Origin of the sequence: Pantoea agglomerans NBRC 102470, from assembly GCF_001598475.1 — a bacterium.
Classification (GTDB): Bacteria; Pseudomonadota; Gammaproteobacteria; order Enterobacterales; family Enterobacteriaceae; genus Pantoea; species Pantoea agglomerans.
On sequence record NZ_BCZA01000007.1, the window covers coordinates 283,766 to 309,986 of the forward strand.

At 47.5% G+C, this 26,221-nt stretch carries 19 protein-coding genes, 1 tRNA gene and 1 pseudogene; 5 read left to right on the forward strand and 16 right to left on the reverse strand.

Features of this window, described 5'->3' with window-relative positions; genetic code table 11:
• Positions 1 to 82: 82 nt before the first annotated feature.
• From PAG01S_RS16215 to PAG01S_RS16230, 4 genes are all read right to left on the reverse strand, one after another.
• Positions 83 to 292 (reverse strand): hypothetical protein, encoded by a 210-nt coding sequence (locus tag PAG01S_RS16215; protein WP_029519648.1) that lies wholly within the window; start codon positions 290 to 292, stop codon positions 83 to 85.
• Positions 273 to 914 (reverse strand): Ssp6 family T6SS pore-forming effector, encoded by a 642-nt coding sequence (locus PAG01S_RS16220; protein WP_073970687.1) that lies wholly within the window; start codon positions 912 to 914, stop codon positions 273 to 275. The genes PAG01S_RS16215 and PAG01S_RS16220 overlap by 20 nt, the downstream gene beginning before the upstream one ends.
• Positions 915 to 1,316: 402 nt before the next feature.
• Entirely contained in the window at positions 1,317 to 1,994 is a 678-nt protein-coding gene (locus PAG01S_RS16225; protein WP_010251600.1) for a class I SAM-dependent methyltransferase, read from the reverse strand.
• A complete protein-coding gene (locus PAG01S_RS16230) occupies positions 1,991 to 3,004 on the reverse strand; it encodes an HNH endonuclease family protein (RefSeq protein WP_062759390.1) in 1,014 nt (337 codons plus the stop codon). The genes PAG01S_RS16225 and PAG01S_RS16230 overlap by 4 nt, the downstream gene beginning before the upstream one ends.
• 377 nt (positions 3,005 to 3,381) lie before the next feature.
• Here PAG01S_RS16230 and PAG01S_RS16235 point away from each other — a divergent pair, with 377 nt between their 5' ends.
• The 4 genes from PAG01S_RS16235 to PAG01S_RS16250 all read left to right on the forward strand — a co-directional run bounded on the left by PAG01S_RS16235 (position 3,382) and on the right by PAG01S_RS16250 (position 5,736).
• Positions 3,382 to 3,843: a hypothetical protein gene (locus tag PAG01S_RS16235; RefSeq protein ID WP_062759391.1), complete on the forward strand. Its 462-nt coding sequence runs from the start codon at positions 3,382 to 3,384 to the stop codon at positions 3,841 to 3,843.
• A 29-nt stretch (positions 3,844 to 3,872) separates the two neighbouring features.
• Positions 3,873 to 4,259 (forward strand): hypothetical protein, encoded by a 387-nt coding sequence (locus PAG01S_RS16240; protein ID WP_081114159.1) that lies wholly within the window; start codon positions 3,873 to 3,875, stop codon positions 4,257 to 4,259.
• A gap of 149 nt (positions 4,260 to 4,408) precedes the next feature.
• The gene (locus PAG01S_RS16245) at positions 4,409 to 5,440 is read left to right on the forward strand and encodes a DUF1176 domain-containing protein (protein WP_062759392.1); all 1,032 of its coding nucleotides are present in this window, start codon (positions 4,409 to 4,411) and stop codon (positions 5,438 to 5,440) included.
• A 211-nt stretch (positions 5,441 to 5,651) separates the two neighbouring features.
• Positions 5,652 to 5,736, forward strand: a tRNA-Leu gene (locus PAG01S_RS16250).
• A 123-nt stretch (positions 5,737 to 5,859) separates the two neighbouring features.
• On the opposite strand, the gene PAG01S_RS16255 is transcribed toward PAG01S_RS16250, so the two are convergent.
• The 12 genes from PAG01S_RS16255 to PAG01S_RS16310 are packed head-to-tail and all read right to left on the reverse strand — an operon-like array spanning position 5,860 to position 24,727.
• A complete protein-coding gene (locus PAG01S_RS16255) occupies positions 5,860 to 7,329 on the reverse strand; it encodes a serine/threonine-protein kinase (protein WP_062759393.1) in 1,470 nt (489 codons plus the stop codon).
• Positions 7,326 to 7,868, reverse strand: a complete 543-nt coding sequence (locus tag PAG01S_RS16260) for a hypothetical protein (protein WP_231115792.1) — start codon at positions 7,866 to 7,868, stop codon at positions 7,326 to 7,328. Before PAG01S_RS16260 ends, PAG01S_RS16255 begins: the two co-directional genes overlap by 4 nt.
• A 7-nt stretch (positions 7,869 to 7,875) precedes the next feature.
• The gene (locus tag PAG01S_RS16265; protein ID WP_062759394.1) at positions 7,876 to 9,561 is read right to left on the reverse strand and encodes a helicase HerA domain-containing protein; all 1,686 of its coding nucleotides are present in this window, start codon (positions 9,559 to 9,561) and stop codon (positions 7,876 to 7,878) included.
• Positions 9,551 to 10,708, reverse strand: coding sequence for a hypothetical protein (locus tag PAG01S_RS16270; protein WP_062759395.1), 1,158 nt, complete (start codon positions 10,706 to 10,708; stop codon positions 9,551 to 9,553). The genes PAG01S_RS16265 and PAG01S_RS16270 overlap by 11 nt, the downstream gene beginning before the upstream one ends.
• A 2-nt stretch (positions 10,709 to 10,710) precedes the next feature.
• Positions 10,711 to 11,559, reverse strand: coding sequence for a hypothetical protein (locus PAG01S_RS16275; protein ID WP_062759396.1), 849 nt, complete (start codon positions 11,557 to 11,559; stop codon positions 10,711 to 10,713).
• Positions 11,560 to 11,569: 10 nt separating this feature from the next.
• Positions 11,570 to 15,856 carry a hypothetical protein gene (locus PAG01S_RS16280; protein WP_062759397.1) on the reverse strand — a complete coding sequence of 1,429 codons (4,287 nt, stop codon included), beginning with the start codon at positions 15,854 to 15,856 and terminating at the stop codon, positions 11,570 to 11,572.
• The gene (locus PAG01S_RS16285; protein WP_062759418.1) at positions 15,853 to 17,139 is read right to left on the reverse strand and encodes a hypothetical protein; all 1,287 of its coding nucleotides are present in this window, start codon (positions 17,137 to 17,139) and stop codon (positions 15,853 to 15,855) included. The genes PAG01S_RS16280 and PAG01S_RS16285 overlap by 4 nt, the downstream gene beginning before the upstream one ends.
• Before the next feature lie 17 nt (positions 17,140 to 17,156).
• The gene (locus PAG01S_RS16290) at positions 17,157 to 18,725 is read right to left on the reverse strand and encodes a restriction endonuclease subunit S (RefSeq protein WP_062759398.1); all 1,569 of its coding nucleotides are present in this window, start codon (positions 18,723 to 18,725) and stop codon (positions 17,157 to 17,159) included.
• 3 nt (positions 18,726 to 18,728) lie between these two features.
• On the reverse strand, positions 18,729 to 20,882 hold the full coding sequence (locus PAG01S_RS16295) for an HsdM family class I SAM-dependent methyltransferase (RefSeq protein WP_062759399.1): 2,154 nt from the start codon (positions 20,880 to 20,882) through the stop codon (positions 18,729 to 18,731).
• Positions 20,883 to 20,932: 50 nt separating this feature from the next.
• The gene (locus PAG01S_RS16300; RefSeq protein ID WP_062759400.1) at positions 20,933 to 21,319 is read right to left on the reverse strand and encodes a hypothetical protein; all 387 of its coding nucleotides are present in this window, start codon (positions 21,317 to 21,319) and stop codon (positions 20,933 to 20,935) included.
• Positions 21,316 to 22,659 (reverse strand): McrC family protein, encoded by a 1,344-nt coding sequence (locus PAG01S_RS16305; protein ID WP_062759401.1) that lies wholly within the window; start codon positions 22,657 to 22,659, stop codon positions 21,316 to 21,318. Before PAG01S_RS16305 ends, PAG01S_RS16300 begins: the two co-directional genes overlap by 4 nt.
• Positions 22,652 to 24,727, reverse strand: a complete 2,076-nt coding sequence (locus PAG01S_RS16310; protein ID WP_062759402.1) for an McrB family protein — start codon at positions 24,725 to 24,727, stop codon at positions 22,652 to 22,654. Before PAG01S_RS16310 ends, PAG01S_RS16305 begins: the two co-directional genes overlap by 8 nt.
• A 351-nt stretch (positions 24,728 to 25,078) precedes the next feature.
• On the opposite strand from PAG01S_RS16310, the pseudogene PAG01S_RS22125 reads away from it, so the two are divergent.
• Positions 25,079 to 26,208, forward strand: a pseudogene (locus PAG01S_RS22125) (IS3 family transposase).
• Positions 26,209 to 26,221: the final 13 nt, after the last annotated feature.

Below are 26,221 nucleotides of genomic sequence, written 5' to 3' on the forward strand. Positions count from 1 at the left end.
AGGTTGGCTCTTTTGCGTTGTGTGGGGGGCAGGTGAGCGGTTAAGGTTGCGGCTTGTTGTCCGGGCTTTAGTCAGCACAGGGTTAACGGCGGTCTGGCTTTTCAGCAATCAGCCAAGTCAGGCCGTAAACAACCAGGCCCACAACAAGAACGAGCAGCGGAGCAATTATGCGCATGGCACCCTCATTCAGCGTGGCTGCCAAAAAAATGCCCACCACCATAGCCATTAATACCAGACCGCCAGACACTTCGGCGATGAGCTTACGAAGAAGTCTAATAAGTTTCGATAGCATTAATAAATTCTCTGGAGGCTGAGGGGTTTTTACGTAACATTTCACCCATTTTGATGAAGTTTTGCAGGGGTTCTTCGAACATGAAATAGAGCATGTCGTAGTCGTTAATCCGCAGTTTTCGCCACAGTCCAGGGTTTTGTATCTGAAGTCGTCTGGAGGCTTCACAGGCGCGGGAAATCACGCCCTGAGCGATGACGCCGCCAGTCAGGCCACCGGTCAGTCCCCGGAGTGCCACGCGGGAAATGAATGACAGCATGACACCACTGATGACCTTTGATCCCAGGTAAGAAGACAATGTAAGTTGCGTAGCCGTCCGGCTGGTCATTGACGTTGCGTTGCCTATCAGCTTGTCATAAACCTTACGCAGTGCAGGTTCGGGAAGGTACTGCAGCGAATCATCAATGATGATATTAACGATTTTCGCTATCTTATTTCTGTCCCTGAAGGCCTGATAGACAGCCCGGCCAACGCGGACGTCGTCATGCATATTGCGTGACTGGATGCCTCTGCCGCCATCAGAAAGGTTTAAATCCTGAAAGGTTCGCTCCAGTCCCAGATAAAAATCCATCGGTACTGAAACTACGCCCGATAAGACTGAACTGGCGAGCATTGTTGCGTCCATTGCTTTTCCTCGGAAACCGTGTCCATTGATGAATTAACATTAAAATATTGTAACTGTCATGGCAATCTTTTGAGGGGCCTGACCGTGCCAAAATGACAGCTGTTTAAGATTATATGTAAAAAAACTTTCCTTGAAGTTTCAACGTGCACCCGGCGCGTATAACCGCGACCACAAAGAGAGCCTGACTGAGAAGGTGAAAGATAAAGCCGGCGAAGTGAAGGATTAGGTCGAAAACAAGCTGCATCATGACCATACGCATTGAGGCGCTCATCCTGACAACAACAGGCGCTGATGGGCACTGATAATGCCTGATGCTGAGCATGTGATATGCAAGAAAGAGCCAACCGCGAGGTTGGCTCTTTTGCGTTTGTGGGGGAGGAGCCAGGGCCTTTTACAGGCCAGCTAGAAGATTAAACTTTTCCTGATAATCGCATTCAGCCAGACTTCGTCGCCGCGTCCGATACGAACATCACCGGTCTGCCAGATTTTATCTATTTCAAGAGCAAATCTCTTTACCGCTGTGTCCTCAGAGCCAGCCTCACTTTTTATCTCCATCGTATTTTTAGTCAGGAGGCTGCCGCCGGGAGTATTAATCCTCTCGATCAGTTTCTGTAACCCAGCCCTATCCATATCCGTAAATCTGCGCCCATCCTTTTCCCGTTCGCCGTGGCCATGTTTAAAAGAGAGATACCCTACGCCGCCAGGCTTCAGCGCCATGGCCAGTTTTGTCATGACGCCGGGTAGTTCAGCTTTGGAAACATGCAGCAGCGAGGCGCAGCACCAGATACCGTCATATCTTTCAACCGCATCCACATCCTGAAAGCGCATCTGTTCTACAGGCTTCCCGGATAACTGGCGGGCCAGCGCAACCAGCTCCGCCGAGGCATCAAAGGCTTCGACGATAAAACCCATTTCGCTGAAGGCTTTAACGTCACGGCCTGAACCGCAGCCTGCATCGAGAATGCGAGCACCCGGCGGCAGGCAGTCAATAAAAGGCGGGTAAAGCGCAGACATATCCACGCTTGCCGTATCGGTAAAAAACCGCTGAGCGTTCTGCCGGTAATAATCTTCGTTGTTCAAAACAGGCTGTCTCCCTGTGCCGCTGGCTGCCACTCGTGGAGCAGAGAAAATTTTGCCGTATCCCAGCTGTTTTGCAGGAAGCTGTGCCGCAGCAGCGGCGTTGCGCCGGTCTGGCGGATTAACGTCTCCCGCAGTGGCAGATGACTGTTAATAAAGTATTCGTTTCGATCATGCAGTCGCTGCAAAAGTATTATCGAAGGGATACGCGCAAATTTACCCTGGGCACCGCGATTACAGGTCTGGCAGGCCAGCACCAGATTCCAGACGCCGTTGAGGTTGCCGATTTGCTCGCTGAGCATCAGCGGCAGAAAGTGATCGACATCCGCCAGGTTCTCCTCACCATCCGTCACGCCAATGGCACGGAAGCAGTAAAAACACCGGCCTTTCTGGTAGCCATTCAGGCTGCTGCGGCAGCTGGTAATGGTGACGCGGCGACCGCTCTGACGGCTGAAAAGCATCTTGTCATTATCGTCATAATCAACCGCAATCAGGTTGCGTGAAACGTTCATCGCCCAGGCTTCTTCTACCAGCCGCCATCTGGCATCCGTTTCCGCTTTCAGACTGGCAAACTGTTCGTTTTCCGTCAGCTGATAAAAGTTATCCGTAAGCCTAATGCCTTTATGGCTTCGCCGTTCATCCAGGAAAAAGCGTTTGTCGATCTCGGCGTGATTCACATTATGAAAAGCATCGATGACGTTAGCGAACCCGCGCTTAACGGTAATAGCAATTAATTGCTCTTCGCTGATTTCGCCTGCGTTGAATTGTCTGCATGCCTCCAGAAACTCGCTGCTTTTGCTGGTGATCTGCTTTGGCGCATGACGCAGGTGGGCACATAAATGCCGCACAAAAGGCACGGCCAGCGCTTCCAGTGTAATCAAATCGTTGTCCGGCTGCTTCAGGTCATAAAGCGCATGGGCAAGAGCAAACTTATAAGAGGCGACGTTTTTGCCAAAAAGGATAACGCCGCGCCAGTAGTTTTCAAGGCGGGGATCGGCCTGGTAAAAGCGCATGCAGGATCCTGTTTTGCGAGACGGCTCGAAGAATTCACGTAACAGGATCACATAACAAATGCAGGTAAATGTAAACCGCAAAGGTGGGGAGGCGTTTGGGCGTTTCTAAGGGCGAACAGGCGCTGTAAGTCGATGGAGGCAACATCAGCGTGAATGGTAAGTAGAAGGAGAACAATCAAGCTAAAACGTTTGGCAATAACCGGATTTATTCAGGCAACTCAGTTGTGGGGCAGGTGCGCAGCAATGTCTGTCGCTGGTACGCGTCAGGCAGATCGTACTGCACTGAAAGATGAGCGGGCAGGGCGGTAAAAACGGATAACGGCGTCATATCTTCTTCGATATAATCAGGAGCTATCCGAACAGGTCGGGTCATTTAAATGCATCAGTTTGTTTATTTTATTTTCTCACTGCTGTCGTTAGCTTTCTTCATTTTGCTCATCTGCTATTGCTTCAAGCCTTTGCCCTTTAAAAAAGGGCTCCCTCCTTCTCCAGGAGAGATGAAAAAGATATCGGCTAACACTCCGATATTGAAAAAATTGGGCATGAACACGGAAGATTATTACTATGACAGCGACTTCCTGTATCAGCAGCGTGAAGGCGAAACGCTTTGCAAAGTTCCGCTGGAAAATATTATCAGGATAAAAGTTACCGGAACTGAAGTCAGCAGTCGCCGGGTATGGTTGGTTCGTTACGTTACCGGAGCTTATAAAACCGAAAGGGAGTTCAGAGTCCTGAACAACTACACCCTTTTCAATCGGGATTTTGCCGGTTTTCTTGCCGCCGTGAAAGAGGCCAATCCAGCGGCTGAGGTGCAGGAAATGACCCTGGGGCGACTGTAAAATGACAGGATTGCGCGGAGCGCTTTAGCATGAGCAATGATATGGAACCCTCAATGGCGGACGTTATCGCTTTTGTCCGCGATTTTGCAGGATGCAGACGTGAAATAATCGATGAAAATACCTGGCTGGAAAAGGATCTGGGGATTACCGGCGATGATGGTGTTGAATTGCTGGAGGAGGCCGAAAAAGTTTTCGGCGTGAGCTTTTCTGCAGAAGAAGGTGGTTTCAGGAAGGCGTTCTCTCTGAAAGAAAACGAATATCTTTTCCATAGTGAAGGCATCGATTTTTTTGGCATTGTTTATCTTTGCAGACGACTGCGCGGTATTCCTGCGCCTGTCATCCGCGATCTCTCTGTCGGCCAGCTGCATAGCGTGCTGGTTGAAGCGCTTAACAAAAAAGAGAGAGTTACCCGATAGGCGCATCACCCAGGACGTGGCGTAGCCTTTTTTCAAAGCCTGGCGTCGATTAACAATGGCTTTGGGTTCCCTCACACCGATGGTGAAAGAGTGATACCTGTGCTGATATCAGAAATACAACCTGAGGGAATAAAGTGAACTGTAAACCGATGCTTTTCGTGCTGGCGATGCTCTCCCTGTCGGCTCAGGCCGCCCAGAGCGGAAAAACGCTTGAGCACAAAGACTGGGAAGTTGTCTGTGATAACACCCTGACCTGTCGCATTGCGGGTTATGCCAAAGAAGAGGATCCCTCCGGCTCCATCCTGCTCACCCGTGCCGCTGGACCTGCAACGGAGACTGTGGGAGAGGTGACGCTGGGCGACACCGAAGATGACAGCAAACCGGCGGAAAAACTGACGCTGTGGATCAACGGAAAATCAGCCGGCGATCTGGTGGCGGCTGATGACAACTGGCGAATGTCTGCCAGCCAGACCTCCGCGGTAATCAGCGCCGTCAAAGGCAGCGGTAAAGTCGAGTTTAAAGGCGGTACAAAGCCTTTCCTGCTTTCCGGCGAGGGCGCTTATGCCGTGCTGCTGAAAGCGGACGACGTGCAGGGCCGTATCGGCACGCCAGGTGCGCTCACCAAAAAGGGCAATAAGCCGGAGAGCAGCGTGGCTAAGGCTGTGCCCGCGCCGGTTATTCAGGCGGCAAAAACCCTCAGCGGCGAACCCCGTTTGCTGACCGCACCAGAAATCGACGCGCTGAAAACCCGACTGCTTTCTACGGTGAATCACAATGACGATGACACGTGCGACAGCCTGTATTCACCTGCAGAAAACAGTGACCCGGAAACCGACGGACTCACGCTTACGCCACTGGATGACACACACGCTTTGCTTTCGGCGCTCTGCTGGCGTGCCGCTTATAACGAAGGATATGGCTACTGGGTCATTGATAATCAGCTGAAAGGCACGCCAGTGCTGGTGACCATTTCCGGGTCGGATTACGACAAGGGCGAGATTACCAATGTGCAGAAAGGCCGCGGTATTGGTGACTGCATGAGTCAGGAAAGCTGGGTATGGGACGGCCAGGCTTTCCGCAAAAGCTATGACGGCGGGACCGGCATGTGCCGTTATATCCATGCGGGCGGCACCTGGGATCTGCCGACACTGGTAACGGATGTGAAGCCTGTTTCGGGTTAGAGCTATTGTTTTGCTAATGAAACATGAGTTCTGAAGCGACTGCTTTACGGCGGGCGAGTGTGAGTGAAGAATTCCTGACAAGGATGCCACGCAGTGTCCCTGAGAACCCGAAAGCCGTTTTTTTCAGCAGTTGCACCTTCGCCTGCGGATAAGGGTTGCGGAAACAGGGGGTAACGGTATAATCCTCAACGTTTTCCGCATACCCTTCAGTGCCGAAGTGGCGAAATCGGTAGACGCAGTTGATTCAAAATCAACCGCCGCGAGGCGTGCCGGTTCGATTCCGGCCTTCGGCACCAAATATGCAAATTTAAGTCGCTTAAGGGCGGCTTTTTTTTTCTGGGATTTTATTTTCTGTCCGGGTATGTCAACGGAAGTGATAAATATCCAATATGCCTTGTTCGCACAATGGTCATTTTCAATCAAATAACCCCAAGCTTTGCATACACTTCTTTTTTCTCTTTCATGCTGTTATCCAATGGTGCTACTCGCAATGCCGCTTTCAAATAAGCTGCAGCACCAGAGTAATCACGCATTTGCTCGCAAACTAAAATGAGTTGGCTTAACACATGGAACTTCATTGGAGTTGTTTGGTTTACTTTCTCCAATAGTGCTCTTGCTTCAGGATATTTTGCTTCAAGGCCAAGGATAGATGATTCTAAATACATGGTAGTCGCGTTTTCTGCTTCAACTTGCTTTCTTTGCGACAGCCAGGATTTTGCTTGACTGATATTGCGCAACTGTAGGTTTGTCTTAACTATCAGCTCGAACAAAGCCGCAGGTTGAGTCAATTTACCTTCGAGCAAGATCGCTTTATTATCTTCTACAACTTTTTCAAAGTCGAATAAGCGATTGGCGCGGTACAAGGCAATAAGTTGCTGATGTAAAGCTTGTAGATCTTTACTGCGGCCATACTCCTGCGACGCTAACTGAGCAGCCTTTTGGTAAGATTGATTGGACATGGCTTCAAGTACCGCACTTGACCAGTCCTGATCAAGTTTAGTCTGAAAAACGGGAGCAATAGCACCAACTTTTAGTTGCTTAGTGGTAGCTGCATCAAATGCATGAATTAAGTCGGAAATAGTTGAAAAGCGATCCTCCGCTCGTTTTTGTAAGCAGGTAAGAACCACTTGCTCCAGGTCCGTATGAATAGAGCTATTAATCTCTGTTGGAAGCTTGAAAGGTGCGTGGCGCTGAACTTGTGCTGGCGTATCATGGGGCAGCTTTCCTGTCAGCAGCTGGTATAGCAAAACACCTAAGCTATAGATGTCGCCCAATAGTAGCTCTTCCAGACTACCTCTACGACTATCGACGTTGGAGAACTCTGGGGCCGAATACAACACAGTCCCGCCATTTTCTCGGGTACGAACGTAAATTTCTTCTGGTAAAGCTGAGCTGCCAAAGTCTGTCAACTTCACCAGGTCCCGTTCGCCAACCAAAATGTTATGTGGCTTAATATCTCCATGGGATATTGGCATTGGTAGTTCGGCCAAATAATGTACAGCACAGAGCACTTGACGATATATTCTGAATAAACGTTCATAGGTCTGGCCAAAATTACGCTGCCTGTCATCGAGCTTTTGCGCCAGGGTTTGGCTTGGGAAATATTCCATTTCAATATAGAACCATTCATTATCTATACGGCCCATATCAAAAATTTGCACAATATTTTCGTGGGGCTCGACGTCTAAAAGCTCTTTACCTTCGGCAAGTTGGCGGTCTTCCCGAGTAATATCCTTAGGGATTTTTACTGCGACAATTTTACCATCTTGCAGGCGCTCCGCCCGCCATACCCAACCGTGGCTGCCATCACCAAGGCATTCAAGTAACAGGTATTTGTCACCAAGGCGTTTATTCGTCCCTGGCAAAAAATGTGCTGATTTAATATTCACATCAACACCTCATTGTGAATTCTGTCCAAAACAATCATGCTCATATTTTTGATAAATAAAAAGCGACTAAACACCACCTCAACATCAGGAGCGGCGCTGACTTGGGTACCAGTGGACGAAGTAAAACCCATGCGGCAAATGTCTTTCAGTTTTCGGGTATCAGGTGAACCTACTAAGCCTTGGCTCCAGGCACTGAGGACCAGGGTTTTGGGGCAATGATTCCAGCGCTGCGCTGCTTCCAGTAAGTTTTTTAATTTTTCTTCTAGCTTTTGCTGCCCCTTTGCTGAACCATCAAAGCGTTCAAATTCGATTAAACACACAGGCGATGCAGAAGATTTATGAAACCAGCCCGAGTCTGAGCGAATATCAGCACCAAATGTACCTGGAGCCGGACATTCCACTACCGCCATAAATGACTGTTCATGTCCGAATGTATTCCAAACGCTACAGCCTAAGCTGTGGACCAATACATCCTGGTCCAATAGCTTACCGCTTGCTAAAAGTGGAAACGTCTCATTTACCCAAGCTACTTCAGGCATAGGCACCTTAGCCATTGAAAGAGCCCCAAACACGCAATACCTCCGGTGATTCACCACCATGAATTAATGCCTTACTACCAACTTTAACAAGCAGTGGTGCAGGGATTGAACGACCACACACCAGAGCTTCACCGGTTGATAAACTCGGAAGTTCTTCCAGGTCAGCTTTGCTCACCATATCTGATGCTTTAGCTATAAATCGTTGATCGTCTGGGTTCTTTAAGCGCATCGTAATTAGCGTATTGCACTGAGAGGTCACATCTGAATCTAATTTCGATGGACGCTGGCTCACAACGCCAAATCCAACACCAAATTTACGACCTTCACCGGCGATCTTTTTAATAATGCGGTGACTGACTGCATTGCCACCGGCCGGAGCAAAATTATGGCCTTCTTCGTAAATGATAAAGCATGGGCGCAGCGGGTCCGTTTTGCTCGAGGCCGCCTTTAATATTTCACTAGATAACAGTGCACAAATGACTTGCTTAGCGGTATCACTCAAACCTTGTAAGTCAACAACGACTAAACGCCCTTGTTGATTGCTCGGGCGTCCCACCATTTTGTAAATATCAGTTGGCTCAGCCATCGTTGCACTGTAAAAACTTTTGGCTTCATTAAGCACGCGTGAAAGCTTCATCGAGGCGACGGCGGCACTACGGCCTGATAACGCCTTCGCCTCAGCTTCAGAAAGGTCGTCCCACTCTTTTAACTCTTCAATGCCATCACCTAATAAGAAGCGTAGGCGGTTAATATCTCGTGGCTCGGTCTTATCTGCTGAGCGCCAATAACGAATTGCAACATCGAGTACCCGTTGTTGCGGTTCCGTTAAACCAGGTAATATTTCAGCAATATCGTCCATTTCAAAATGGTCAAACTGAAGCGCTAATGGCGTATTCTTACTAGCGTATTTATGTTTAAAAGATTCGTGCTGTGGAGAGAAAACCTGAATACCTGCACCGGCGGCTTGCAGCTTTTCAAAGGTCTGTTTTATCAGTGGTAGTGCTTCTTGATCACGCTTATCGTCAGTGGCTTCTAAGAAGCTTGAGAATTGCAGATTACCGCCAGCGAGGGCTTTACCATATTCACCATGTGGATCAAATACTACTACAGTACCGTTATTAACCGCGACTAAACGCTCAATAATGCGGCCAACAGTATAAGACTTACCTGAACCCGTCATTGCCAGAACTGCCAGATGCTCAGTGACCAACTTGTTCACGTCAATAAAAACAGGAACTGTATTCTCGCCTTTGTCGTAGCCTACCAGGTTGCCCAAGTGCAAACTGGAGTGTTCATTAAATTCGTAAAAATCACTCAAAAACTGGAAATCGACGGTTTCAACAGCAGTACCAGGGTTAAGTGGGCGACGTGGAATTTTGATTTGACGAGTAACAGGATCGCGGTAACCAACCAGCTCGACCTGAGCAAACATATTCTCACCAGTTACATTCGCACCGGGCAAAAGCTCAAGCTCAGTCACACCATCGCCAAAGCCGGCGTTGTAGAGCATATTGGTACGACTGATCTTGGTCACTCGCCCCAGTACGGCGACTTGCCCCTCATCTTTGCGTTCCTGGTGCATAATGCGTACAAACTCACCACGGCGTACTGAAAACGAGTCTTGCACAGCCATAGTTAACTGGCTGGCATCACCAGTGTTACCGACTAATTTACCTAAAACTTTATAAGCCATTATTCAATCCCTCATCGAGGCCTGCCAACCACCCTGCCTCAATATCATTATTCTTTAGAGCCTGGTGTAAACCCTGGCGATAAAACGTAGCAAATTTAGGTAAAATGCCAAGCTGTTGATAGCCAAGTAATTGTGGCAACGGCATTGCATTACCTTTGTTTTGCATATCCAGCACTATCAGGCGAGAGGCAACTAAATCGAGATCAGCACTTTTCCATTCTGGTTCGTCACCCGCTAATTGCACCATTTTTATCTGTCCACCTCGGGCACTACGGAAGTGAAAACCAATTAAACCTTGCTTAGCTTCAATGTTGGGTTCAATGCGGTTTTCTTGCTCAGACAAACGATATGCGATGGTGCGCGAATAGTTGCCTAAAATGCCATTGATAAATCGCAAATCCCCCACGCCCACCAAACTTTCATCCAGCCCTACCAGATTTTGCATCAACTCTTTAGAAAAACCATCAGATGCTAAAATTTGTTTGCGGCCTTGTTCGGTACGTAAATCTTGTTTGGCGATACTTACAATTGCACTAAAGCGCTCAGCCAAAATGCTCGCAAGCACTACACCATTTTGATTCCAGGGAAAAATTTTAGAGCGATGGTTTTGCCAAAAAGTTTCTATCACTTGCCTGGTTTTTTCGTACTCTAGTTTATGACGGACATTGCGCTCCAGCGGAGCCATATCCCGTGCTAAAAACAACGGCGTATCCAGCAAAATTAAATCGCCAGGCTCATAACTTAAAAGTTTTTTCTCAACTAACTGATAAGAATGACGAATTTCAATTAAATCAAGTCGTTTACGCTGTGCTTCAAAATCAATATCATCCAGTTCTGATACCGAGTCGCTACCCACCGTGCTGACTTTATTGTCATCTATTAGCAAATCTGTGCGCACTGCCGCACTGGCATAAATAAAACCACCCAATACCTTGTCTAAGCACGATTTAGTCGCAATACCAGCTACGCGTAAATTGACGATTGTGGGCTTCGGGACCGCCTTCACTAAGCCAGCATCACGGAACAGCGGCGCCACTTGCTCAATATCACGGACCTGTTTAAGCAAGCGTCCTGCGCTTCCCGGTAAGCGAAGCTGGCTATCGATGGCGAGAGATTGCGCTAAATTCATCGTTTTGTTCTCATTCATGCTTATAGCGCTCCTGTGCGTAGCTGCTCGCTAAGTAATGGGGCATAAGCCCAATATTGCGAGGATTGTAGGCATGTTTTACCGGTGGCTGTTATGTCCGCTTCGTTGATAAAATCGTGCTGCCGCAACATCTCACCCCGCTTGACAATATCAAGGCTGTTAACGTCAAACATCAGCTTAACCGCGTTATGCTCAGACAACGCTTGTAAGCTCATGCCACTTCCAGCATAGAGTAGTAGCAATACAACCAGATCGTAATTATCTGGTGTGTAGTCAGTTGATGGCGCGTTAGGTTCGATGATTCGTTCAGCAATGCCTGCGTGGTCCACAAACCAATTCAACCAGCTCACCAGGATCTCACTATGATCGAGTAAATTTAACGACCATAAAGGTAACGTGGTAAAGGCTAATAACCCACTGTTGCTGTGTTTTCGTATGTAGCGGGTATGCACCACATCACCGGCCTGGTGCTGGTGGCGATCTGCACTGCCAGTAAAGCCAGCAATAGCCTGGTCTGTTTCACTGGTTAGCAAAGCGGTTAGCCCCGGTTCTTGCATCTTCAAAGCCGCTGAAACTAATTGCCAATCCAGTGGGGAGGGCAATTGCGCTAATAAGGTAAATTGTTCAGCTTTCAGGTTTATTACCAAAGCGGCACAACCTGCCTGCATAGCCCAGTGATACAGGTGCTGCATAGTATTAGCGTCAGTCAACTCTTCTGCTTGCACTATTAACAAACCGCTGGCTGGCGGCGAGCTAATCCAATCCTTCGTTAAGGGAGTAGCCCCCGCAACAGTTTGCAAAAAACGGCCTTTACGATTACTGGCCAGTGCCGCAGATAAATAAAGACTCATCGCGTCACCTCTATAAACCAGTGGCAAAGGTAAGGCGCATTTTTACAATGCCTTTGTCTACAAGTCCTTTCTGTTGCTCAGGTGTTAACACGGGCTCCTGATTTTGGCTCAAAGCCTGATAAATCGGTTGCCAATCCGCCAGTGTTAAGCCTGTATCTTTTAATATTTGCTCACCTTGACTCTGCCATTTGGCTTGGGTGCTTTCACACACCTGTTGAAGTTCTCTGATACCCAAATTGCTCACATCCTCCAGAGTCAACGCTGCTGGTTCCGCTTGCTTTTGAGAAGCCAATAGCGGTTTTAATAACGGCAGCCAGCTGTTTACTTGCTCAATGCAGTTGCGTCTTACTTGGTTTAGACGCTCTTCAATTTTAAGTAGCTGGCCTTGAATCGGTGTAAGTTGACCGCGTGCCGGTTTTAAAAGCTCTTCTGGTAAATCCCGTAACGATGAAAACTGCCCATTGCGCAAACTGTTTTGCATACTTTGACGCTTGCTCTCGGCATCGTTGGGGAGATCGGCAGTAGCATCTTCAATGAGCTGTAATTTCATTACCAGTTTTGGTAGCTCTGCAATGTCATCGGTGAACTGATACTCAGCCGTGGCGCTACTAAGCCATTCTTGCAGTTGTTGTGCACGTAGTTTTTGCTCTGTGAGGTTATTAACCAGCTTACTAAATCGTTCTTTGCAGTTGCGGTAGCTGGACAAAATATGCCCCTGAATCTCCGCTATCGGCAACTGTTGATCATTTTGCAGATTTAAACCCACTTCTTGCGCTAAGGCTGAAAGCTTGTCATGCGCTCTACCTAAATCGAGTTTACGCAGGTAATGCAGTAAGGTATCGCTGTCTGCTTGCTGCTCTTTTCGGCCAGTGGCACTGCTGGTATCGTCTTTTAACGCTCCGTCTAAAATATGACCTATGGTGCGGAGCGTGTTGGTGTACAGACGTTTCGGGAAATTCGTCAGCGGGGCACACTCTGTTTCAACATCTATGATTAAATCAGCGAGTCGGTTGTTGATACGCTCAGCGCTGCGCTCAACAAACTCGGCAAATAAACAGGCCTGTTCAATCCGTTGATAAAGCGAGGTCGTTTTGTCTTCTAAGCTGAGAATATGGGCATCTTTTAGCATAGGTCTGGAACTATTAAGCGGTTTAACCTTTGCTACCAGCTCCAGCACTTCAGCACGTTTGTGGATAAGCCCTGCCAATACTTTCGTGTCGTTGGCCTCGACCATATCAGCCAGTTGTTCTTCTTGCTGTTTGAGCACGTTAAATAGCGATTGTGCTTTTTCCAGCTGCTCTTTAGCTTCCACGGTGACGAAACCCAGCTTATTTTTACCCAGTGGCGCGAACATTTCATTAATGCGTGCATAACCATACACGCGGCTCATGACTTCCACATTGGTTGCGTAGCTGCCCATATCGTTACCGCGGAACCAGTTTTGCGCTTCTCTAATGGCATTTTCTAAGCGGGAGCGCGGGTAGTGCTCCCAAACTGCCTGTTTTTCTGTTGGATTGGTTAAAGTGAGTAAGTTCAGCTCTCCACACCACCACATCCAGTCATTAAACACGCCTTTGGCGGTAACACTCGTTTCAGCCACATAGGCGAAATAAAACTGTTGCTTAAAGCCTTCGAATTGCCACTTGTGCTTTTTATTAGGGTGAGCAATACGGGCTAAAAATAATGGGATCTGCGCCTGGCTTCGCTGCACATTATTAAGTTCAGTAAATAGCCCGGCATGTTCATCGGCCGTGTAACCTTTGGCAATATAGCTGCCCGGCACCTTAAGTTTATCCAACAAGCTGCTTAGCTCATTCACTGGCACGCCGTGTTGCTGCTGTAAATCGAGAATGCCATTTAACTCAGGGTGAGCAATGGCCAGCTGATACCACCCTTTAAAAAACAGGTCTCGGTCATTAGGTGATAATTTACCATCTACCTTTAACGGCCAGGCAATTAAACCGCGCTGCTGCAAACGCTGGCGCCACTTGTGAATGGCATCCGTGGCAAAGGTTGTCAAGGCATGCAGCTTGTTTTTGAATTTCGCGGTAAAGCTGTCGGCAGTTAAATTCACGCCGTGTAACTGGCATGCTGCCAAACTTAAGCCAATACGCTCTAACTGGTCTGCTTCGCTTGGGTTGACATAATGCAGCAGTATCGTATCACGTAACTCATTTCTTTCATCCAGTCGGCTGTATTGCTCCATGAGATGTGCAGATGCGGTTAACGCTAATACTGGCGTGCGACCATTTTGGTGGCTGTGGTTTGCCGCAAAGGTGTGAAGATTGTTCAGTTCAATTAGGTTACTGACCCAGGCAAACAAGGCTTTACCTTCTGGGTGAAGCTTAAATCCATCCAGGGTAAGTAAACCACCCTGGCGGCCACGTGGCTCGGTTAAAATGGCCAGAGATGCATCGTCGCTGCCCGCTTTATTACTCAGCAAGTTTTCATCATAGGTCCAGTTGTTATCCAGTAATCTCACAAAGCCCGTTACACGGGCTAATGCCTTGATGAGTGGCTTCTGGCTACTTTGTTTGCTTAGTTCACTCATCGCCTGTTCATGAGCATCGCCCATGGCGGGATCTTTAAAAATCAGTGAGTTTTGCTGGGCACTGCGATAGCGCAAATCCAGGCGCAGTAACATCGCCACACTGGGGCCAATATGCGTTGCTTCGCTGGCGTCCAGTTCGGTAGTTTCACCCACTAGCTTGTGCCATAAGGCATCGGCAGCAAATTCAATTGCTGGGTGGTCATACAGCAAGCTGAGTAAGTATTTAAACTCACCTTTTGACAGAGGCAGCAATACTGCGCCTTTATCGCCGCTTGCGGCTTGTTCTTTAATCGAAAAAGTACGCAGGTTATCCAGCAAAGTATCTAAGTTCAGCGCTTGATCTACTGCAGGGTAGTACCATTCATCTTTATCGCGGCGGAATTTGGCTTGCTCCAGGGCTTGTCGGCACTGTAGGCGGTCAATGCTCAGTTTGCGGTAATGAGCGGCTATGGGTTCCAGATCTTCGTTTTTCAGCGCCAGCAATTCAGTGGCATGGCTCACTTCAGTTAAGCGCACGGGTAATTGGCCGTAGAGCAAAGTACGGCATTCGGTCAATAGTGCCTGGTCGCGGGTTTGAATGCCCTCTATCGCACCTTTATCCAGCACATGCCTGGCCACGCGGCCAGAACCTGCCAGTACAGCTTCAAATAAATCGCCCACATCCTTGATACTGCGGCCTGCTTGTTGGTATTGACTCAGCACCGCATCCACATTAGCCATGACCACGTTAAACCAACCGAAGTTGGCACCACTCATGGCGTAAGCGGCTTCCACTAAACCAGCAGGGTAATTAAAACCCAGCTTGCCGTCTTTTAAGAGGCTTGCCACATAGTCTGATACATCGGCAAAGGCATTATGCTCAAGTTCCACTAACTCAAAGCGGCGTGCGACCGATTGAATTTCGCGCAATTGCTGGCCAAGCAGTGGTGAACACAGCGCAACATAGCGCAACCATGGAAGTTTACGGCGAGGGTCTTCCTCTTTAATTGCTTTACCAATCAGGCGAATGGCCTGGCCATCGAGGCGTTTATCTTGTTCATCTTCCAGGCCAAAGGTGGCGGCTTCTGCAACGGTTTCCAGCTCATCCAGCACCACCAACATATACTGTACGCCAAAGCTCTTTAATACTTTATAGGCGGCTTGCACCAAACTGACTACCAGCGTTTGGTCAGTATAGAGGTCTTCTTCGCTGTGGTTGGCGTTCAGCTGTAAGGCATCTGCTAACAGTTCAGATTTAAAGCCAAATGGCATTAAGCGTTCATAGGCTTGTTTGGCAATTTCACTTTGAATCGATCCATCAAAGGTTTGGGTGGCCAGTGGTAATAGCGCCTGATATAAACCAAAAGCAAACCAGTTATCCGAGTTTTGATAATCTGATGCCACTTGCGAGTAGCGAATATAGAGCGCCAGGTATTTATCTTGCGTATCGCGATTAAATAGCTGCTTATTATGCAGTTGGCCTTGTTCGTCGCGGACAAACCAGCCTCTGGAACAGTCGTTAATTTGTGCGACCAATTCATGGCCCAAACGTGATTTACCCCGACCCCATTCGGCCTCGACGGCAAATACATGGGCAAAGCGATCATCGTCGTGATCCACTGTATGTAAAAAGGTTTGAAAGCGTTTGAAAAATCGGCTCTGGCCCACTAACGGGTCGCGAGGAGGGTAATCTGATACGCCCGTCGCCGCCCAGCGATGTTGTTTTGCCAGGCTATCAACCATCTGTTCGTTTAATTCAAAACTCATAACGACGATCCTTGAAGGTTTATTCTATTGGCGGCGCGTTTTTTATTGGCATAGCAGTTTTGCGCCAGTTGCTTAATGGCCCGTTGTAAAGTTTGGCTTTTGTAGCCAAATAGCGGTGCTAACGGCAGACTATAACAGGCATCGCTGAAGCTTGTGTGAATTCGATATTGGCCGGACTCGCCACGACCCGCCTCGGTAAATTGCCAGATTTTTTGTGCCAGCAATTCGGCAATGAATGAGCTCAGGACGCGGTTTAGGCGGTTGATGCTTTCCGTGTTCGCATCGAGTGCCGGGTAGAGGGTGATATTGAGCTCACCGAGCAGAAGCACAAGAAACTCAGCCAAACTGCCCAGGCTCACCTCATCACCCTCAATACCTTGTACCGCCACATTTATTTGACCGGGTGCAAAGGCATTTTGCCCGACAGGTAAAGTGAGCAACAAGCCGCCACGCTGCTCGGCAGCCCAGGCATCTTGCACAAAGATAATGAGACTGAGTAAAAATAACCAGGGTTGTTGGGCGAATAGCGCGGTAAACGGCACGTTGTCATGACCCGAGCGGGACACCAATAACCAATCGGCATTGGGTTTAAGGTCATGTTCATCAAGCAAGGTATGAGGGAGTGCTAACAACCGCCCACTACACCAGTTATTTGTCAGTTGTTTTGCAGTGACATCCACCGCCTGTATAGGTGCCGGTGGTTCATTTTGTTCGCTCACGGTAAACAAGGTATGGCTGGTGCGCAAAATACGGCATAGAGCGGGAATGGCAGCGTTGTCGTTTAGGCTATGACCGAGCAAATCGCGTTCGGTTTGTGCCAGAGGGCTGGCAATGATTTGTGGTGAGAAGTCTGAGTTTTCCAACTGGGCTAAGACCCATTCGCTGGCATTGCCCAGTTGCTGAATGAGTTTAACCAATACCATTGGGTCACTCATCGCGCCTGCTTCCTGGCAGCGAGCGGCGGCTAAATGTATCCAATGCTGGCGAACATCTGGGGTTAAGCCCAACAACGCTAATTGCCATTCACCTGGCTGGCTTAAATCGTTAAAGGCTTCAAGCAATGGCGCAGTGAGGCTATAGGCGCTAACGGTATCAGTTTCAGCGTCGTTCTTTTTCGGCTGTATTATTGGTTGTAACAGTGACCTAAGGGCAGGCGCAGCCGCCAATAACAACGCTGCTTTGTTGGCGATCAAACCACCTTGTTGCCAAAACTGCAGGCAGAGGTTAAGTGCCGCTTCGCTATTCAACGTGTTGTTATTTTGCCTGGTTGTACTGCTGTCCATACCCCTTGTCTCCATCTTTACTCTTCAGCCTCCGCTTGCGCCGCCTCTTCCAGCAAACTGTACAACTCATCCACATCGCTAAATAGCGGTGTGGCGCCTTCTATGGCATAACCCTCAGCACTTAGTTTACTTAAAATCGCCTGATCTAAGCTGTTGTCGCCATCTTCCAGGGCTTGTTGGGCCTGGATTAATTGTTGCTCGGTCAGTTGGCCTTCGATCAGGGCTTCGACCAGGGTTTTAGCTGTGTTTGCTAGTAATTTAGACAGATTTACAGCACTTATCTGCTCGAACAGTAGTTGCTGTATCTCGTTCTGAAACTCCTGTGATGCTTTCCAAATAGCAATTGAACTCAACTCTTCAATGTTTATATTCAACTGCACAGCACCATTTTCTAGCCTTCGAAATTGTTGTTGACCTACCCATGAATTCAAGTACCAACTCACATAGGCTGGTAAATATAACTTATTTGAGAGTGTGCATTTTATAATGAAAGAACCATACCAATATTTCGCATACTCTGAAGTCACGTGAGCTGCTACTCCGACAGTACCACTTCGGGTTATTAATATATCATCCTCTTCGATGCAGTAATTATTGCCCTCATCTTCTAGCGATCTATTTAGATAAACTATGTCGTCTTTGTTAATTCTGTTAGGTGACAAAGCATTGCCTCGAATGAAAGGCAATCCATCAGTGTTTACGTAATTTGCAGCAATAGACGCTCCATATTTAAATTTCGAGAAAATAGTACCAAGGCTTTCAAAGTCGTCGGTGAATTGAGCATAAAGATCGAGGTGTTTGTTAGCATAGTAACGAGCATCTAATCTATTTTCTGTTAGGTACGATAGGGTAGCCTTTGAGTGTTTGGCTTCTCTGACAACATGCTTTGAGATAGGTATTTTATTTTCGAGCAATGCTAATCTTACTTCTAGCCGCTTCGCCCAAGCGCGCAATTTCTCGGCTTGGCGAACTTTATCCCCGATGTATTTTTCTGCACTTGAATCTATTCTTATGACTCTAATCTGTCGTAGCTTTTCATTGTTTATCCATTTTTGAATAACACCAGTTGCTTCTCTTAAAAATCTCATTCTTCCATGATTAGAATTTAAGAATGTAGCGAGAAAATCTGCATCATAAGACTTATCTAAGCGAAATCGTGTTACATTTTCACTGATTGCAGCACCATGTATATCCGCTGATACTGCGCTTGCAGCACCAACTTTACCTTTTCGACACACAATCAAATCGCCAGTTTCACACAGTGACTTTGCAACCATATCTTTGCATTTAAGATCGACGTAAATACCATCCGAAAAATCTATATAACCGTCCATCAAGTTTTGAGTTCGTACATAAGGTATTCCACTTGTATGGTTAAACTGAATACCTCTCAGAAATTCAAAACTACCATTTGAGGTTAGGTCCGAAATAGCATTGCGAATATTTGTAACGCAATTCTCGAGAGTGACTTGAATGAAAAGGTTAAGCTTAGATTCGTTTTCCAATAATTCTTTTGCATAGTATTCACCATCAAGTCGGTCTGCGATTTGATCAGGTTTTATACGGTTAAACAGGGAGGTAGTCATAAATTACTCACCCCGCTTATAAGCCGAGACAATCTTATCCAGATCGTTTGCGACCCCTGCGTTATAATCTTCTATATTGTTTTTCACCACATACCCTAGCGTTTCAGCCACTGCCATAAACACGTCGGTTTGTGGCTCGGGCAAAAATTGCTCTGGCTGGTTGGGGTTGGCATGGCGTTTTTGCAAATACAAAATCGAGGTCTTGGCCCCCGTGCCGGAGAGTTTAAAGCAGTCGCTCGGCAATGAAATTACTGCTTTTACAATGGCTTTACCGCCAACAAACTCGCCGGTTTTTTCGTCTTTTTTCCCCATGATGTACTCGCGGACATAACGGTCGCCGGAGTTACATAAAATACCATCGGGCAGCACTATTAACAGACGGCCACCAGGTTTAAGCAGTTGCAGGCAGCGGTCGATAAACAGTACGGCTGGATCAATGGTGGCACCTACCGGTTGCCAGTTGCCCTTGCTATCGGGTTTGCTGCCCAGCGCGAGCCCTGCGGTTGTAGGCTGCAAGCTGTAAAACGGTTTTTTATCTGTACCACCCGTTTTGCGTAAATCGGTACGATAGCCCGCCCATTTAGGCTCGCCGTTGTCATCCAGCTCTAAATCACCGATATCCTGCCACTTCATTTTTACGTGGTCGTACCAGGCGTTGTAGCTATCAACGACTTTTTGGGTTGGACGAAAACCACCGAGTACTTGCTCCATATTGGCTTCGTAATTGGCTTTTGAGTTTTGACCATTTTTGCCTTTATCAAATTTAGGTGTACCGAACGGTGGGTTGGTACAAATAAGGTCAAAGCTATTGGGTTGCAGTGCTTTGGTGGTGAGTGAGTTGTCGGTATAAAAAATCTGCGCTTTAGGGGCGCCTTGTAATGCCATATTAACGCGAGCCAGCATCACCATACGCGGTGCAGCATCGGCACCGGTAAAGGCATAATTGCGTAATTTTTGTTTCAGTGATTCTTTTTTATCGTCGGCCAGCACCAGCTTAAAATCGATCCATTTATCAATCTGGCTTAACGCCACCGAGCCAAAACCAAAGGAGCCACAGGTTGGGTCGCAGAAACGAAAATCGCCATTTGCTAAGTGCGATCGCATTTCATCGTCATCGTCGATGTCGTGCATAGCAATTTCTAGCATGGCCTGTTTTACTGGGTTAGGTGTTAAATAAACGCCAAGGCCACCTTTGGATTCAAAGTTGGCACGCAGGAAGACATCAAATACCCTGCCAAGTAAATCCCCCGACACATCACCTAAGGTACCGTGTTCTTTAACAGTTTTGCCATCGTTGGTTTTTACCGGTCCTAAGTTTTGGATGGCTTCAAGCAAGTCTAGATAGTTTTTCGCCACCGACAGGCGCAAGTGAGTCTCTTTACCAAAGATGGCATTACGTGAGCCATCATCTGAGATCACAACATAGTCTTCGTGGCTTTTAAATTCCTCAAAGGCGGCTTTAATTTGCTCAACGGCTTTATCGCCGTATTTGGCCACATATTTCCAATCATAGACGTCACGAAAACGCAGGGTATTACCCGCATCGTCTTTAAAGGTAAGATCTTCATCGTGATGGACTCGGAAGCTCTCTAAAAACAGTAGTTTGGCTACTTCTTCGATGATGTCGTTCTTGTCGTTTACCTTGTCTTTGGTAACGCGATAAACATTTTCATGAAACGCATCAAAACGCTGCATTAAGCGGGTATAGACACGCATCGACCAGCGGAAGGTTTGGTCGCGTTCCATGCGGTCAAAACTACGCAATTCTTCCAGACTTGGCAGGGTATCGACACCATGGGTGCCGTCGGATCCATCTGCACCAAACAAGGCTAAAATGCGTTGGTTAATGCCATCGTCCACTACAGCAAATACCGGCCAGTCGCCTTCAATATCACTTAAGAACTGATAGGCTAACTCATCAAATTTTGCGGTGTCAGCGGCGTATTCCCAATGGCCTTCTGTCAGCGCAACCAGCATGACAGGTGGCGTTAAGTTACCTTCGACCAGGCCCTGAATGAGCCCTGCTTTGGCAAACTCAAGCTCGGGTAGTTCAACCAATGGTTGAGTAAACTCAGTGTGCTGGCTCACTAATTCGTCAAATAGCATGGAGAGCTGCTGTTGCGGGTCTTGTTTTTTTGCTTTTGCTTCTTTTGCCATGATGTTTTCTAAAATCCTTTAATACAGCCAATGGTCACTACAAGTGCCGGCTAATTTATCAATACCAGCAATGGGCCTTTAATCTCTATCTGCGCGTGTTTCTGCGCCAGTTTGCGTATCTGCTGTTCACTGGTCGTAATACCAGCAGGGAGCTTTTTCAGTACTTGTGCCAGGGGCATGCGGCCACCAGCTTGTTGTAACAATGATACTAAATGTGCGGCAACATCAGATGTAACCTGGTATGTTGCCGCTGTGAACTCTTTTAGATGATTACTTTGAGGCAATGAGGCAAGCCATAGCGAAACTTGAGTCTGGCTAAAGTCAAGTGTTTGCCAGAGAGTGTGGTTCTCATTAAATACAACGGCAGCGCTTCTGGGCGCTGCTGTTTGCTGAGTAATTAGTCGTTCCAGGCTTTGCCGCTGGTATTCATGGGTCATCTCATGCCTCCACTATAGGATACTGAAGCAGCCATCCGATTTAGGTTGGGTCTCATTGTACAGGACACGTCACTCGGCCACACCATCCTCTCCCCACGCTTTGCTGAAATCCGGTATGGCACAACCCACAATCTTAATGTGTCAGAGAAAGCAAAGTGCTGCGGTATCGGTTGGTTAAAGTCATCATGTGCAGGATAGATCAGATACATTTCACCAGTCCCATCAAGATATTTTTGGCCGTAGGCAAACATTTGATAGAAGTCAGATTGTGCTAGTCCATACAGTGATTGTTTTTGCTGGCTGTTATTCACCAGCTTCCATTTCGTATCCATCACCATTTGGGTTTTAACCGGCTGGCGTGATTGAATCAACAAGTCTGGGCGAAGCTTAAAGCAATCGTGAAGTCCATGCCTAACAAGGGAATAAGTGGAAACCTGTGGCTGAGCTTTAAGGTGAGGAGGAAGCTCGTAGGGGAGGGTTTGTGCAACAAATGACTCAAATACCGCTTCCATTGGGAACAAGAGTGATATTGCTTTGGTATTTCCCTGCAAGGCACTCGGGCTCATTCCTCTCAGGAGCAATTGCGCCCAAGCCATTGACTCGTTGTAATGAGCCATACCACGATCCAGGCGTAAGCTGCTTATATCACTCTCAATATCCCGGCTAAGTGGAATACCATCAAACGCGAAGCGCAGTTCGTAAAGCCAGCGTTGATTCTCTGATGATAGCTGCAGACTAAGTAACTTATCCAGTGCGGAGTGTAAGAGCCGATTGGCTGCAAAATCAGGCATATAGTCATCATAATCGACACAAAACTTATGACGATTCACCGCGTTATGCCGCAGCTGTGCAGAAAGCATCAGCTTGCCCTTCATAAAAGCCAGATTACCTTGCTCGCTTACATAGTCGGAGCGTAAACCTTGTTTAAGCAATTGACTGACGCTATGCAAAAACTGGCTGATAAAAATCTCGAGCAAAGGCATGCGTTGTGCCTGAAGAGTGGCCTGCTGGGTTTGAATATGTCGAAACCCAGGCAGGTGACTTAGCATCGTAATGAATGCTTCTCGCGCACTCGCAGCCGTGAGGTTTTTACCAATCTTGGGCAGTATCTCAAGCTGGATACCGTGAGGCGTAGAAAGCATCCCCGCGTAGTTTTGCACCTGCAGCAATTTGAAACCTGAACGAGAAGTGAGTTTGAGAAACTGGCTTCCTTGATCACTTGTTAGGCTAAGTGTTTCTAAATAATCAAAGACCTGTTGAGGCACCAGCTTTGCGCCAACTGAAGCCGCTTTTCCACTCCCCAGCAGGTCATATTCAAAAACTGAGATAACTTCACCCATGGTTTACGGCCTGCTCATCAGGAGTGGTCTGCTGTGGCTGATAAATTGAACGATAAGCCTGTGGCATATTCCAGACCTCTTGATCAAATGCTTCGAGCTCGTAAGCTGTCGATTGCTGATCATGGCGTCGTAAACCATGGTTGTTACCAAAAAGCGTATCGAGATCGTCGGTTTTCTCAATTACGAATTGCAGGCTGTCGTCTTGCTTTTGGTTGTCTGCCAGCACCAACCTGATCTTGTTCCAGTCATCGAAAAAGTATTCCTGTAAAAGCGGAATGATCTTTTTCTGGAATGCGATCTTCAATTGTTTAAACGCAGCTTCTTCATCACCGGCATCGAGTGCATTTTTTACCGGCATAAAGAACGCATGCCCCAGTGTATGTTCGCGATCGTAAAGTGCTTCGATGCGGCTGTTGAGTTTTTCTAACAACGACTCAAGCTCTATGCCTTTCACCTTAGCTCCACTCAGTAAAGAGAGATCAGGAATCATTTCGACAAAGTCAAAGCGACGGCGCAAAGCCGTGTCCATCAGAGCTAAAGAACGGTCCGCTGTATTCATGGCTCCGATGATGTCGACATTGGCGGGTACGCTAAAGTGATCACCGCTATAAGACAGTTGCAGGCTCATTGCATTGGACATACCCGCACGCTTGTCTACTTCAATCAGTGAGATTAGTTCACCAAAGATTTTGGATATGTTTCCGCGATTGATCTCATCAATGAAAATGGCGTAGCGATGTGCTGGATCGGCATTAGCACGTTGGCAAAGGCGCATAAAGATACCCGGCTCAATGGGATAAGATATATTGCCACTCTCGTCAGAGCGAGCGCGGATACCTTCAATAAATTCTTCATAGCCGTAAGATTGGTGGAACGTAACCACCGCAAAACGCTGGATGGCTTCGGCAGATTTAGGGCCTTGTTTTAATTCTGCGTAAAGAGTAAGTAGCTCATCCACTTGCTCTAACTGGGATTCGACCAAAAACCATTCACTATCGGCAGTTTTGTCGAAGATCGCAGGTTCACGACGACCTTTGTACGCAACAGTAGTTGATCCTGGAATGGTGAAGGATTGTAACGTCGCCCAGGCAGTTTGAGAAAAGTTGCTACTACGGCCATTTAGCAGCGCTTTGCGTTGGAACCACTCGTGTTCAGTCATTTGGCGAACTTTGGCTCGTTTCCCAAGATCGAGCAGCACCAGCGTTATAACCTGCATCCAGTTCAACGATTCAAGGCGAGAATCCAGCCAGGCATCACGATCAGCAGGAACAGCATGAGAAGTGTACTCTTTCATTTTTTGCTGCAACGTGAAGGTCTTGCCTGTGCCTGGGGGCCCAAAGAAGATCACGTTAGTTGGTGAATGTGGAATGGTCTTGTTCTCGATGGGCTCACTGCAGGTTGAGGATGTTGTGCTAGCTACTTTCTCCTGCTTTTGTTCATTATCGCGTTCACGGAGCAATTCATAGAGATGCCAGATGGCCATATTCACGTAATAAGGATCTGTGTTAGGAGATTGGGCGTGTATGACTTGCTTCAATTCATGGTTTTTCTGTAACCAATTTCCGGTCAGTACCAAACCGAGATGGAAGTGTTGATTTAGGAATTCTGCTGCTTTATTGAAAGCATTCTCATCCACAGTACTGGTGTAGTTTTCTGGGGAGAACGCGGCAAAGACACGATTTCTTAAACTCCAATACATGCGCTTAAGCTCTCCGGTCTCTTTGGCCTGCTGCAGCGCACTGCCTACATATTGGTAGGTAGCTTCATTCGGTTGCTGACGAACACGTTCAGTGAGTTCTCTAAGCAATGGGAGGCTTTGCTGATATTCTGCTAATGATGGAACGCCCTGACGAATACTTGCAATACCGTTATCACGTTCATACCAGAGCCTCTTAACTAAATCATCCGTTTCAGGCTCAGCAAAAGTTGAGGTTTGTTGTAGCAAGGTCGTAAATTCACGGTATCGCTGATCCCACTTGGAAGCTGAGTAATTTTTATCTTTCGCCAGGGCATCAATCAATTCACTGATCGTCAGCTTGCCTGCTTCGACACTATCTACAAGATCCATCGTGATATTTCCTCTGCTATTACATTCATTACCAGGCAGCTAGTCTGGTGTTTTATAATCTATATTACCAAGCATGCTATTGTAGCCAAGCGCCATAAGTAAGATTATCAATGTACAGTACATATTTTTCATAAAAATGATTTTGTGCTCTCGAATGGATTTTAGGCACATTCACCTTCAGCCGTACTTCTTGTATTTCTTTATCATGCAGAAGTGATTTTGCTATCAGCGGAGCATGGGTAGTATGAGAATTAGTGCAGGGCATGCCATTTTAAGGCGTGAAGTGGCTTACTGAATTTGGCCACCTGAACAGAGGTGATATGCTCACCTCAGAACTACACAGGTGCTCCAATGAAAAGAAGAAATTTTAGTCCTGAATTTAAACGCGAATCCGCTCAGCTGGTTGTCGACCAAAACTACACCGTCTCTGATGCCGCTAAGGCTATGGATGTCGGTCTTTCCACGATGACAAAATGGATCAAGCAACTGCGTGAAGAGCGTCAGGGCAAAACATCAAAATCCTCTCCGATAATACCGGAACAAATCGAAATACGTGAGCTGAAGAAAAAGCCACAACGTATTGAAATGGAAACGAAATATTAAAAAATGCTACCGCGCTCTTGATGTCAGACTCCCTGAACAGTTCTCGATAATCGGGAAACTCAGGGCGCGTTATCCTGTGGTCACTCTCTGCCATGTGTTCGGGGTTTATCGCAGCAGCTACAAATACTGGAAAAACCGTCCTGAAACGCCAGACGGCAGACGGGCTGTATTACGCAGTCAGGTACTTGAGCTGCATGGCATCAGCTATGATTCGGCCGGAGCAAGAAGCATTGCCACAATGGCAACTCAGAGAGGCTACCAGATGGGGCGCTGGCTTGCTGGCAGACTCACTCACCGGTATAAGCGAGGCGGTCATGAGCACGTTGCTATCCCAAATCATCTTGAGCGACAGTTTACCGTAACGGAGCCCAACCAGGTGTGGTGCGGTGATGTGACCTATATCTGGACAGGTAACGCTGGGCGTACCTCGCCATTGTTCTCGACCTGTTCGCAAGAAAGCCAGTGGGCTGGGCAATGTCGTTCTCGCCGGACAGCAGACTCACCATGAAAGCGCTGGAAATGGCATGGGAAACTCGTGGCAAACTCGTCGGGGTGATGTTCTACAGCGATCAGGGCAGTCACTATATGAGCAGGCAGTTCCGGTAGTTACTGTGGCGATACCGGATCAGGCAGAGTATGAGCCGGCGCGGAAACTGCTGGGATAACAGCCCAATGGAGCGCTTCTTCAGGAGCCTGAAGAGTGAGTGGATGCCAGTGACAGGTTACGTAAGCTTCAGCGAAGCAGCTCACGCAATAACGGACTATATCGTTGAATATTACAACGCACTCAGGCCGCACGGATATAATGGTGGTTACCACCAAACGAAACGGAAAACCGATACTGGAAAAACTCTAACGCGGTGGGCAGTTTTAGTTGACCACTTCAGTTCT